At 73.5% G+C, this 12,553-nt stretch carries 10 protein-coding genes; 8 read left to right on the top strand and 2 right to left on the bottom strand.

Going from position 1 to position 12,553, the window contains the following annotated elements; all coding sequences use genetic code 11:
- Nucleotides 1-1,248 (bottom strand): MFS transporter (locus MHW47_RS23115; RefSeq protein ID WP_239225700.1); only part of this gene is annotated, 1,248 nt, incomplete at its 3' end.
- A 79-nt stretch (nt 1,249-1,327) separates the two neighbouring features.
- Here MHW47_RS23115 and MHW47_RS23110 point away from each other — a divergent pair.
- Nucleotides 1,328-2,605, top strand: a complete 1,278-nt coding sequence (locus MHW47_RS23110; RefSeq protein ID WP_239225699.1) for an ATP-grasp domain-containing protein — start codon at nt 1,328-1,330, stop codon at nt 2,603-2,605.
- Here MHW47_RS23110 and MHW47_RS23105 read toward each other — a convergent pair.
- Complete coding sequence (locus tag MHW47_RS23105) at nt 2,575-3,441, bottom strand: phytanoyl-CoA dioxygenase family protein (RefSeq protein ID WP_239225698.1); 867 nt, start codon at nt 3,439-3,441, stop codon at nt 2,575-2,577. The two genes, MHW47_RS23110 and MHW47_RS23105, sit on opposite strands and share 31 nt — an antisense overlap.
- 316 nt (nt 3,442-3,757) lie before the next feature.
- On the opposite strand from MHW47_RS23105, the gene MHW47_RS23100 reads away from it, so the two are divergent.
- From MHW47_RS23100 to MHW47_RS23070, 7 genes are all read left to right on the top strand, one after another.
- Nucleotides 3,758-5,125, top strand: coding sequence for an SUMF1/EgtB/PvdO family nonheme iron enzyme (locus MHW47_RS23100; protein WP_239225697.1), 1,368 nt, complete (start codon nt 3,758-3,760; stop codon nt 5,123-5,125).
- Entirely contained in the window at nt 5,125-6,534 is a 1,410-nt protein-coding gene (locus MHW47_RS23095; protein ID WP_239225696.1) for an MBL fold metallo-hydrolase, read from the top strand. Before MHW47_RS23100 ends, MHW47_RS23095 begins: the two co-directional genes overlap by 1 nt.
- Nucleotides 6,531-7,535: an alpha/beta hydrolase-fold protein gene (locus MHW47_RS23090; protein ID WP_239225695.1), complete on the top strand. Its 1,005-nt coding sequence runs from the start codon at nt 6,531-6,533 to the stop codon at nt 7,533-7,535. Before MHW47_RS23095 ends, MHW47_RS23090 begins: the two co-directional genes overlap by 4 nt.
- Nucleotides 7,523-9,364, top strand: coding sequence for an asparagine synthetase B (locus MHW47_RS23085; protein WP_239225694.1), 1,842 nt, complete (start codon nt 7,523-7,525; stop codon nt 9,362-9,364). Before MHW47_RS23090 ends, MHW47_RS23085 begins: the two co-directional genes overlap by 13 nt.
- Nucleotides 9,306-10,403 (top strand): hypothetical protein, encoded by a 1,098-nt coding sequence (locus MHW47_RS23080; protein WP_239225693.1) that lies wholly within the window; start codon nt 9,306-9,308, stop codon nt 10,401-10,403. Before MHW47_RS23085 ends, MHW47_RS23080 begins: the two co-directional genes overlap by 59 nt.
- On the top strand, nt 10,400-11,803 hold the full coding sequence (locus MHW47_RS23075) for an aldehyde dehydrogenase (protein WP_239225692.1): 1,404 nt from the start codon (nt 10,400-10,402) through the stop codon (nt 11,801-11,803). The genes MHW47_RS23080 and MHW47_RS23075 overlap by 4 nt, the downstream gene beginning before the upstream one ends.
- A gap of 6 nt (nt 11,804-11,809) precedes the next feature.
- Nucleotides 11,810-12,553, top strand: a 744-nt coding sequence (locus MHW47_RS23070; protein WP_239225691.1) for a low specificity L-threonine aldolase, incomplete at its 3' end; no start/stop codon positions are given.

Raw genomic sequence — 12,553 nt, 5'->3', positions numbered from 1 at the left:
CGTGCGTGAGCCCCCGGCCTCCTGGGGCTCACGCGTACGCGGCGAGGGCGCCCGCCACCGCTCCGGCCGGCCGGTCGCGGTCACCGCGGTGACCAGGACGGTGACCCCCACGACCACCAGGGCGGCGGGCAGCGGGCCGGCGAGGTCGGACAGCGCGCCCATGACGAGGATGGACACCGCCACCCCGGAGGGCAGCAGGGTGGCCCGCAGCGTCACCACCGACGGAAGCTCCTCGTCGGACGCCGACGCCAGCAGCCGGTTGTTGTAGTGGACGAACGCCACCTCGAAGAGCACCAGGAACAGCGCGTACAGCACGATCGTCGGCACCGTCCGGCCGACCGCCACCGCCAGCAGCAGGGGCGCCATCGGCAGCAGCGTCCAGGTCGTCGAGGGCACCCCCGCCAGATAGCGCTGGACCGGCAGCGCGGCGAGCGAACCGGCGAAGATGGCGACCGCCGACACCGCGACGAACACCCCCACCAGCCGCGTTCCGCCGCCCAGCAGATGCAGCGGGATCACGGTGACGGCCACCGTGTGGAAGCCCTGCCAGAACGCGACGAGGAGGAAGCGGGCGAAGAGCCTGCGCACCGCCGGGTCCTCGATGCGCAGCCGCGGGCGGGCCCCCGCGTCCGCGCCGGCCGGCGAGTCCGCGTCCTTCCCGGCACCGGCCGTGCCTCCGGGCGCCGACGGCAGCGCCCAGGCCAGGAGCGCCGAGAGCGCGAGCAGAGCGGCGTTCACCAGGAACAGGCCCCGCAGCGACAGGACCGAAGCGGCCGGTCCCGCCAGCGCCGCCCCTATGCTGAGACCGGTCAGCTTGCAGATCTCCGCGACGGTGTTGGCCTGGTCGAGCCGGTCCGCCGGGACGGTGTTGCGCAGGACGACCGAGGTGGCCGAGCGGGTGACCGCCTCGAAGAACCCGCGGACGACCACCAGACAGACGGCCGCCACCAGGAGCCCCCGCCCGGGCGCCACCAGCGCCGCCGCGGTCACCAGCAAGCTCGCCGCCTCGGCCAGCCGGACGAGGCCCTCCGGGGCGTACCTGCTGAGCAGCCGGTTGAGCGGGGCCGCCAGCAGCAGCGCCGGTAACCACGGCGCGCTGAGCACGGCCCCCGCGAGAAGTCCCGAACCGGTGGCCGAACCCACCCGCGTGGACAGGGCAACGAGCACCATGAAACTGCCACAGGTATTGACGAACAGCAGCACGGGCGTGAAATGTGGCGAGCGAATGCCCGCGAAATAAGATGTCATCGTTCCATCCTTCCTGGAGGGGAGGATGGCAGAGCTGAACGAATGCCGTCGAGCGAAGTCTCTGTTTATGTTGAGCCGTATGACAGCAGACAATCAGAACAGCCCGTGCATAGTGATCGTCGACGCCTATGCGGCGGCCCGTTCGCTCGTCCTGGAATTTCTGAAGCAGGGGTGTTCCGTCGTACGCGTGCAGAGCACGCGCGAGGTTCCCTACGTCTACCGTACGGCCCCGCACGTCCCGGACGACTTCATCGCCTCCCTTGTTCACGACGGAGATGTCGCGGCCACCGCGGAGGCCGTCGCGGCCTATGCGCCGGTCGCGGTGATCGCGGGCGGCGAGGTCGGGGTGGAACTCGCCGACCTGCTCGCGGAACGGCTCGGCCTGCCGGGCAACGGCACCGCCCTCAGCGCCGCGCGCCGTGACAAGCACCTCATGGTCGAGACCGTGCGCGCCGCCGGGCTCCGCGCGGCCCGGCAGTTGCGGGCCACCGACGCGGACGAACTCGCCGCCTGGCACCGGGAGCTGGGCGGCCGCGTCGTCCTCAAGCCGCCGCGGAGCGCCGGCAGCCAGGGGGTCTCCTTCTGCGACACCCCGGAGGAGTCCGTCGCGGCGTTCCTCGCCCTCGCCACCGCCGACGACGTGTTCTCCCAGCCCAACAACGGGGCCGTGGCACAGGAGTACCTCCCGGGCACCGAGTACATGGTCAACACCGTCAGCCACGACGGCCGGCACCACCTGTGCGACGTCTGGCGCACCGCCCGCGTCAGCGCCAACGGCGTGGTCGACCTGTGCGACGCCCTCCTGCTGACCGACGCGCGCGAGCGGGTCGTGGAGCCGCTCAGGGAGTACGCCTTCCAGGTCCTGGACGCCCTCGACATCCGGTACGGCCCGGCCCACGTGGAGGTCAGGATGACCCCCGGCGGACCGTGCCTGGTGGAGGTCGGCGCCCGGATAGCCGGCGGCGGCATCCCGGCCGGGGCCACCCTCGGCATCGGCGCGTCCCAGCTGGAGTGGACGGTCGACGCCTACCTGCGCCCCGAACGGTTCCACGCCCGCGCCGGAACCCCGTACGAGGTGCGCAGGTACTGCGCGATCGCCGGCATGGTGTCACCGGTGGAGGGCGTGCTCGGCGAGTACCGCGGGATCAAGGACATCGAGCTGCTGGAGAGCTTCCACGCCCTGGTGACCCCGGTGCGGCCCGGCCAGGAGATCCGGCGGACGGTCGACGACCTCACCTACCCGGTCGTCGTGACGCTGCTGCACGACCTCGAGGAAGTCGTGCAGCGCGACCTGAACACCATCCGCCACCTCGACGGCGCCGGGTTCTACGCACTCGACCCCGGGGCGAGCGCCTGACCCCGCTGTTCGACCGGGGATTCTCCGCAGTCGAACGCCGCCCCGGCGGGCACGGCCGGCTCCCACCGCGTCCAGGACGGGCGCGGCACCCGGTAGACGAAGCTGACGGCGGTACGGGGCTCCGCCGCCGTCGTGTTCGGCGCCGAGCGGTGCACCACCATGCCGTCGAACATGACCGCCGAACCGGGGTCCAGCGGTACGGCGACCGGCCGGGCCGCCCCCGCCAGGTGCGCGTCCGCGATCTGCGGCTCGACCGCCTTCGCCAGCGGCGCCTCGCCCGGCAGCCGCTCACGGTCCCCGTGGTGCGGGAACAGCCCGAGCGTGTGGGAGCCGGGCACGAACTCCAGGCAGCCGTTGCGCGTGGTCGCCGGTTCGAGCGCGATCCAGATCGTGACGACGCCGTACGCCCGGGTGTCGAAACCGGGCGGCGCGAAGGCCATGTCCTGGTGCCAGGGCTTGGCCGAGCCGACGACGGGCGGCTTGGCCCACAGGAACGCGTTGACCAGCTCGCCCGGTGCGCCGGCGCACCGGGCGACCGGCCCCGCCGCCAGGCCCAGCGAGCGCTGCACGGCGTCGAACTCGGGGACGTGCGCGTGGATGCGGTCGACCGACCGCAGCACCCCCTTGAGGGCCCCGGCTCCCTCCTGCCAGGCCGCCCACCCGCCCGCGCCGGCCGCCTCCAGGACGAACTCCCCGCCGGAGGCCGTGCGGTCGGCGGCCAGCTCCTCGATCCGGCCGACCGCGCGCCGGAGCCGGCCGAGCGCCTCGCCCGCAGCGAGCCCCGGAAGCCGCGTGAAACCGTTCTCCCGTATATCCCGGGAAGCGGTGTCAACCATTTGTTCCTCCCTTTTCGTTGAACGCCAAGATCGAAATGAACTCCCCGTAGGTTATCGAAAAGCGCCTTTTCCGAGTTCACTCTTGCGGCCCGTCCCAGGGGCTGCGTTAGTGTTTGTGACGTGAGGACGAGAGGTCGGCAAAGACCCTCCTCGTTCCCCCTATGGAGAAGGGAGGGAAAAAATGAGCGACCGCGACTTCATCGAGACCCGTGACGCCAAGCAGGAGTGCTCCAAGTGGTAATCCACTGAGCCGCGAGTCAGCCGCCCGTACGGGAAGGATTCCGTACGGGCGGCTCGTCGTACGAGAGAGGGAGAGATGGTAGGAAATCAGGTTTCAGACGTCATCGACATTCCCGCCGACCTGCTGGTGATCGACGATTCCACCGACGCCCGCTACTGGGCCTCGGTGCAGCGCGTCATCGACCTCGCCGGGGAGAAGGGGAGCGGCCCCGACGGGATACCGCTGCTGGTGAGCCTCCTGGCCGCCCACCCCGAGTGGCCGGTGCGCGCCGGCGCGGTCCGCCTGCTGGCCGCGCACCACGCGGGCGACCCCGCCGCCGACACCGCCGTGGCCTCCGCGACGCACGACACCGTCGACTGGGTCGCGTTCACCGCGCTCAAGGTCATCACCGAGCACCGGATCTCCGCCGCGGTCCCCGACCTCATCCGCATCTCCGGCTGGCCCAGCAACTTCACCCGCCCCGACTGGGCGCGCAAGCCCGTCGGCTGCGGCGCGGCGCTGACCAAGCGGGCCCTGATCGCCATCTTCGGCACCCGCGACCCCGCCGAACTGCGCCGCCTGGAGGACGAGTACTTCACGGAGATGCGGGCCCGCGTCGACGCCGTCCGCAACCGCCCCCGGCGCAACGACGACGTCGTCCGGGTGCCGGGCGGCCCGGCCATCATCGGCGCCGACGAGCAGCCCGACGCGTTCCGCATGGCCCAGGACGACACCACGCTGCGCGCGGTGGACGTACCCGGCTTCCTCATCGACCGCACCACGGTGACCAACGCCCGCTACCGCGAGTTCCTCGAAGACGCCGGCGACTCCGGCGCGTTCGACCACCCCGACCAGCCGCTCGGCGGCTCGCACCGCCCCGCGCACTGGCACGACCCGCGCTTCAACGCGCCCGGCCTCCCCGTCGTCGGCGTCGACTGGTACGACGCCTACGCCTTCGCGAAGTGGGCAGGCGGCGCCTTGCCCAGCGAGGTCCAGTGGGAGAAGGCGGCGCGCGGCGTGGACGGCCGCCGCTTCCCGTGGGGCGACGACTGGGATGCCGCCCGGGTCAACTACGTCGAGCGGTCCTTCGGCCGGGCCGTGGCCGACCTCGACTCCCTCGAAGCGCTCCTGGTCACCATCGAGCAGGGGGAGAACCCCGCCGTCCCGGTGCTGGCCGCGGACGCCCTGCCGGAAGGCGCCAGCCCGTACGGCGTCCTGCAGATGTCGGGCAACGTCTGGGAGCTGACCCGGACCAACTTCTACACCGGCGAGGACATGGACCCCTTCTTCCGGGGACGCCACCCGCTGGACTTCATGAACCGCAAGGACGCCTTCCACGTGCTGCGCGGCGGCACCTTCACCTCGCCGCCCGCCTGCCTGACCACGTTCTACCGCGGCAAGGACCTGATCACCGACCGCCACATGGAAGTCGGCTTCCGCTGCGTGTACGAGGAGCAGAGCTGATGCGCCTGACCTCCCTCGGCCACGCCTGCGTCCTCATCGAGACCGGCACGGAGCGCATCCTCTTCGACCCGTGGCTCACCCAGCGCCTGGACCGCTTCTGGGAACACCACCCGCCGCTGCCGGGCGACCTGGTGCGCGAGGTGCTCGACGAGGGCGTCGACTACGTGGTCCTCAGTCACCACCACTACGACCACCACCACTTCCCCTCCCTCCTCGGCCTGGTCGACGGCGCCGACGTCGACTTCGACGACAGCCCGCGCCAGAGCTCCGAGGTCACCTGCGTCTACCCCGCGGGGCCGGTGCCGCCGACCCTGACCGCCTCGGGCCTCGGCCACCAGGCGATCTCCTGGACACTGCGCCGCTTCGGCTTCGAGCGCCTGCGCCCCGTCACGCCCGGCGACACGCTCACCACCCCGGGCGGCACCACCCTGCGCACGTTCCCCTCGGCCGTGTCGTTCCCCGAGATGAGCGTGCTGGTGCAGACCGCCGACGCCTCCGTGATGCTCTGCGGCGACGCGCTCCTCCACGAGGACACCGTCGCCGCCTTCCAGCGCGCCGACGCGCCCCGGATCGACGCCCTGTTCGTCCCCGCGCACAGCATCTCGCCGCCCGGCGTGCTCACCGAGCGCCGCCCGCTGACCGACGCCGACACGATCCGGGCCCACGCCGTCGCGAACTTCGACCGGTACCTCGCCTCGATCCCCGCGACCGTGACCGTCCCCTCCTCGTTCGGCTGGCGCATCAGCGGCGAGGACGGGCACGACTACGCCTGGTGCAACAAGACGATGTTCCCCTTCACCCCGGCCCAGGCCCTGCGCCGCCTCGGGGAACTCGACCGCGACGGCCTGCTGTGGGGCCCCGGACAGGTGCTGGAGGTGGCGCACGGCAAGGCCGTCCCGGCCGACGGACCGGTGGCGCCCGGCGCCTACGACTTCGACGAGGTCTACGCCGAGATCACCCTCGACCCGGCCACCCCCGTACCGCCGTTCGACGCCTCCCGCGACCGGTACGGCCACCAGACCCGCGACGCCGGGGACATGCTCCGCGAACTGCTGGAGCGGCTCGTGGCGACCGACTACTGGTACCGGGCGCTGGACGACGGCGCCGGACGCCACGTCGTCTCGCTGTACGAGGACGACGGCACCGAGACCTCCTTCCTGCTGGACCCGGTCGCGGACCGCGTGACCCGGCTCGGCCCGGGCCTCGCCCGCAGCCACGTCACCGGCGCGGAGGGCTGGACCGAGATGGCGGCGAGCACCCTGGAGGCCATGCTCGGCGCCGACCTCCTGTTCGGCAGCTCCTTCGCCCTGTGGGCCAGCAACGGCGTGCTGCTCTCCGCGGTCTTCCACCACCCGTCCTTCTACACGCGCCACGTGGAGCGCGCGCTGCGGGAGGCGAACGGGGCATGAGCGACCCGCTCCTCCTCGACCACGAGAGCACCGTCCTGCGCGGCAACCCGCTCGGCGACCCCTGCCGCCGCCGCATCGAGGTACACCTGCCGCCCGGGTACGACGGCGTGCGGCGCTTCCCGGTCGTGTACTGGCTGCCCGGCTTCGGCGCCCACCCCGGCCTCGCCGGGAAGGCGCTCGCCTTCGGCTCGTCCGTCGCCGACCGGCTCCGCCTGGCGATGACCGACGGCCGCGTACCGCCCGCGCTGCTCGTCGTGCCCGACTGCACGACCGCCTACGGCGGCTCCCAGTACATCGACTCCGCGGCCTGCGGCCCGTACGCCGGCTACCTGGCCGAGGTCGTCGCCGAGATCGACCGGCGGTTCGCGACCCGGCCGCAGGCGGCGTGGCGCGCCGTCGGCGGGAAGTCCAGCGGCGGCTACGGCGCGCTCGTCGCGGGCATGACCTCCCCGCTGTTCGGGGCGGTCGTCGCCTGCTCACCCGACGCCGGGTTCGAGCACAGCTATCTGCCGCTGCTGCCCCGGACCCTGGACACCGTCGGCGCGGCCGGCGGCGTCGACGCGCTGCTCGCCCGCCGCGACAGCGGCCCGCACGACGTGCCGTTCATGGTCGCCATGAGCCTCGTCGCGATGGGCATGTGCTACGCCGACGACCCCCGCACCACCGTGCCGGACGCCCTGCCCTGCGACCCGGTGACGGGACTGTTCCGCGACGAGGTGTGGCAGCGCTGGCTCGCCCACGACCCGGTACGGATGCTCCCCGCCCACGCCGGCCGGCTCGCCGGACTCGGCCTGCTGCACCTGAGCGTCGGCCGGCGCGACGAGTACGGCATGCACTGGGGCGTCCGCGCGCTGCACGCGGCCCTCGACGGCCACCGGGTCCCGCACGTCTACCTGGAGCACGACGGCGGCCACCAGGGCATCGAGCACATCTACACCGAGGCTCTGGCGGCGCTGTGGAAGCTGTGGCGGGAACCGGAGGATGACGTATGTGCGGCATAGCGGGCTTCATCAGCTTCGAAGGACGGCGCGACCCCGACTGGCTCGCGGCGCTGGGCCGCACCATGACCGAGGCCATGGCCCACCGCGGTGAGGCGGCCTGCGCGCCGTACGTCTCGCCCTGCGGCACCGTCATGCTGTGCGCGACCCGTCTGGCCGTGCGCGACCGCAGCCACGCCGGCGACCAGCCGATGACCGACCCCACGGGCCGCGTCGTGCTGGTGCACAACGGCGAGGTCTACGGCTCCCGCTCGCCCGCGCCGCCGCTGTGGCCGCGCCGCACCACCTGCGACACCGAATTCGTGCTCCAGGAGGTCTGCCGCGAACCCGACCCGGCCGCCGCGCTGCGCCCGCTGGACGGCATGTTCGCACTCGCCTGGCACGACACCTGGACCGGGCGCGTGGTGCTGGCCCGCGACCACTTCGGCGTGAAGCCGCTGTACTACGCCTTCACCGACGCCGGACTGCTGTTCGCCTCGGAACAGGGGGTGCTCCTCAGCACCGGCCTCGTCACCCCCGAGGTGGACCGCGAGGAGTTCCTGCTGCGCTCCTGGATCAGGATGGACGCCGCGGACGACCACACCTGGCTGCGCGGCGTCGAGGCCCTGCCCCCCGCCGAGTACCTCGTCATCGACCGGCCCCGGACGAGCAGGCACCGCTACTGGCACCCCGGCGCGGTGGACGGCACCGTCGAGCCCGAGGAGATCAGGGCCGCCTTCGACCGGGCGATCACCCAGCGGTCCGTGTCCGACGTGCCGCGGGCCGCCGTGCTCAGCGGCGGCGTCGACAGCACCGCCGTCGTCGCGGGCCTGACCGGCCTCGGCCTGCCCGTCGACGCGTACGTACTGCGCTACCAGGACGGCATCGGCGGCTCCGGCGACGACGTCGCGCACGCCACGGAGGCCGCCGGCCGGCTGGGCGTGCCGCTGACCGTCTGCGACCTCGGCCGCGAGGACGCCGTCGGCCTGCTGCCGGTCCTGCCCACCCGGCTGATGCGACCGCTGCTGCACGGCGCCGAACTGGCGATGCACCAGCTCTACCGGGCCATCGCCGCCGACGGCAAGGTCGTCGTCTACTCCGGCCACGGGGCCGACGAGCTCTGGGGCTACCAGGCCGGCAAGTACTTCCCCATCGTCGACCCCTACGCCCCCACGTTCATCCACGGACGCCACTACCTGACCCACCGTCTGCACGCCGACGAACGCCCGGTCTGGTCCCGACTCGTGGAGTGGATGGCGCACGAACTCGACGTCGACATGACGACGGTCACCGACCGGGTGTGGGAACGCACCATGGCCGAGTACCGGGCCCTCAAGACGGCGTCGCCGCTCAAGCGCGGCAGGCACCACCTGATGCGGCGCTTCCTCGTCTACGTCAACGACATGGTCGACGCCACCTCGTCCACCTTCACCCTGGAGGACCGGCCCGTCTTCCAGGACGTCACCCTCGCCGAACTTGCCTTCCGCTGCCCCGAGCACCTGAAGGACTCCAATCGGCCCGGCACCCACAAGGGACTGCTCAAGGCCGCCCTCACCGATCTGCTGCCCGCATCGGTCCGGGCCCGCAGCAAGCAGGGTTTCCCCACCCCCACCGACCCCGGCTACGTCCGCCAGGTCGCCGATCTCGCCGACGGGCTCGGCACCCCCTTCGGGCTGCCCCGGCCGCCGGCCGCGCTCCGCGCCGAGCTGGGCGTCGGCGAATGGATGTTCCTTGCCTCGTCCTCCGCCTGGCTGGACCACCTCGCGGAGATCCGAACCCACCCGAGGAGTCACGGTGAGCAACCCCGTCCCGCACTGGAGCTGGCACGTCCTGGACAGCGCGGCCGCGCTTGACCCGGTACCGCCCGTCATCACGGAGGAAGCCGCCCAGGACTGGTGCAACTTCGTGGTGTGGCGGCCGTCGGAGCTGCCCGACGGCTGCGACACCAGCACCGGAACGATCCGGCGCGAGGCCCCGCCCGGACGCGTCGAGGCCGAGGGCCGCAGCCCGTGGAGCGACGCCAACCCGGCCGGCTACCGCACCGAGATCTCCGGCGGCGGACGCCGGCTGCGGCTGAAGCAGTTCCTGTACGACTGGGCCTTCCCCGCCGCGGACCACCCCTGCCTGTGGGGCAGCGAGGCCCGGGCCCACGAGATCGGCGGCGGCCGGGTCGTCTGGCTCGGCACCGACTACCTGAGCCACCGGGCCGCCAGCGCCCGCATGGCCCGCACCACCGTCGAACTCTCGGTGCTGGAAGGCGAGTTCACCGACGACGAACTCGTCGCCCTGTACGCCGCGCTGCGGCCGGCCGTCCCCGAGGCGGTGGCCCGGGTCCTCGCCACCCCGTTCTCCGAACTGAGCTACTGGGCCCGGCGGCCCGCCGAGACGGTGTCCGTGCCCACCGGGGCCTACTCCTTCCACCGGCGCGGCCCCGGACACGAGGGCGACTGGGTCGCGCCGGGGGAACTCACCGCGTTCCTCACCGGACAGGGCCTGCCGGTGTCGGTCGGCGGCCACCGCGCCGACAGCGCCGCCACGTTCGGCGACGGCACCGCCGTACGCGAACTGGACGTCGTGTACACCTCACCGTCCGGCGGCGAACTGCGCCTGACGGCCCAGCGCACCGGAGGCGGGCGCCTGGAGTTCCCGCCGCAGCGCGACAAGCACCCCGCCACCGAGGAACTCCTCGACCTCGGCGGCCGCCCGCTGTACCTCGCCTACCGGGACGCCGCGGCCGGCGCCTGCGACGCCTGGTGGCAGCACCCCGACGGCTACGACCTCAGGCTCCTCGGCAGCTCCGGCACGGACCTGGGACGGGACGCCTTCGTCGCCCTGGTCACCGAACTCGACACCCGGCTGCGGCTGCGCGGCCGCGCCGGGACGCTGGGATGACCGCGGCGGGACGCGCGATCCTCGACCCCGCCACCGGACAGGCCCTCGCCCACGTACCGGACACGACCGGACCCGGCGTCGCCGACGCCGTGGAGCGGGCGGCGGCGGCGTTCCACGACGGCTGGGCCGACACCTCCCCCGCCCACCGCTCCGGCCGGCTGCGCGCACTCGCCGACCTGCTGCGCGAGGACCGCGACGCGCTCGCCGGCCTCGAACGCCGCAACGCCGGCAAACCCGTGGCACGGGCCGCCGGAGAAGTCGCCTTCGCCGCCCAGGTTGTCGACTGGTTCGCGGCGGCCGCCCGCTACCCGATGGGCGAGACCCACCCCGCCGGACCCGGCATGCGCACCTACACCGACCGCGTGCCGGTCGGCGTGTGCGCGGCCATCACCCCGAACAACTACCCGCTCCTGCTGGCCGTCTGGAAGATCGCCGCCGCGCTCGCCTACGGCAACACCGTCGTCGTCAAACCGGCGCCCGAGACCCCCCTGTCCACCCGGCGTCTCGTCGAGCGCGCCGCCGAGGTGCTGCCCGAAGGCGTGCTCACCGCCGTCCACGGCGGAGCCGCCACCGGACGGCTGCTGTGCGACCACCCGGCCGTCGCCATGGTCTCCTTCACCGGCTCGACGGCCGCCGGGCGCGAGGTGGCGCGGCGCTGCGCCGACGGCCTCAAGCCCGTCTCCCTGGAACTCGGCGGCAAGAACCCCGTCGTCGTCTTCCGCGACGCCGACCTCGACGAAGCCGCCCGCGCGGTCGTCACGGGCTTCACCGGCAACACCGGCCAGGTGTGCGTGGCCGCCACCCGCCTGATCGTGGACCGTGCCGTGCACGCCGAGTTCGTCGGCCGCGTCGCCGACCTGGCCGCCGCCCTGCGCGTCGGCCCGCCGCAGGACCCCGCCACCGACCTCGGCCCCCTGATCAGCCGGGCGGCCGTCGACCGGGCCGCCGCCGCGGTCGACGAGGCGGAGACCCACGGGGCGAAGGTCATCGTGCCGCCCGGACGCACCGGCCTCCGCCACGACCTCGGCGGCGGCTTCTTCGCCGACCCGGTCGTCCTGGACGGAACACCGCCCGGCTGCCGCGCCTGGCGCGAGGAACTCTTCGCCCCGGTCCTGTCCGTGGCGGCGTTCGACACCGACGACGAGGCACTGGCCCTCGCCCACGACACGGCATACGGCCTGTCGGCGTCCGTGTGGACCTCGGACGCCCACCGCGCCGAGCGCTTCGCCCGCGCCCTGCGCGCCGGCATGGTCTGGGTCAACACCTGGGGCGACACCGAGGAGTCGGTCAGCGTCTCGGGCATGGGCCAGTCCGGCTACGGCCGCGAACTCGGCCTCCACGCGGTGGAGGGCTACACCAGGCCCCGCGCCGTCTGGGTGGCCCACCGGGTGCGGGGGTAGCGGCCCATGGCCCGGACCGCCGGCCCGCCCCGCCTCGACTTCCGCAGCGACACCCGCACCCTGCCGGACGCCCGGATGCGCGCGGCGACCGCCGCCGCCGAGGTCGGGGACGACGTCTACGGGGACGACCCCACGGTCGCGCTCCTCGAAGCGCGGGTGGCCGAACTGCTCGGCACCGGGGCCGCGCTGCTCACCCCCACCAGCACCATGGCGAACCTGCTCGCCCCCCTCGCCGCGGCCGGCCCGCCGGGGACGGGCGCCCCGCGCCTCGTCGTCGGCGAGGACAGCCACATGGCCTTCCTCGAAGCGGACGGGCTGCGCCGCTTCACCGGGGCCGAGCTGCTGACGGTGGCCCAGCGCCCCGACGGCCTGCCCGACCCCGCCGCCGTCGAAGCGCTCCTCGCCGGCGGCGACGGCCGGCCCACCGTGGTCTGCCTGGAGAACACGAGCATGATGCGCGCGGGCAACGCCCTGGACGCCGGGGCCACCCGCGCCCTGGCCGGCCCGGCCCACCGCCACGGCGCCCACGTCCACCTCGACGGCGCCCGGCTCGCCAACGCGGCCGTGGCGCTCGGCGTCGGCCCCGCGAAACTGGCGGCGCCCGCGGACAGCGTCACCTTCTCGGTCTCCAAGGGCCTGGGCGCGCCGGTGGGCGGTCTGCTGTGCGGCAGCCCCGCCTACATCGCCCGCGCCCGCGAACTGAGGACGGCGCTCGGCGGCTCCATGCACCAGGCGGGCGTCGTGGCGGCG

Origin of the sequence: Streptomyces sp. OfavH-34-F (genome assembly GCF_022347745.1) — a bacterium.
GTDB lineage: Bacteria > Actinomycetota > Actinomycetes > Streptomycetales > Streptomycetaceae > Streptomyces.
Note: the sequence above shows the minus strand (reverse complement) of the source record. Positions and strands in the feature narration are given on the sequence as shown.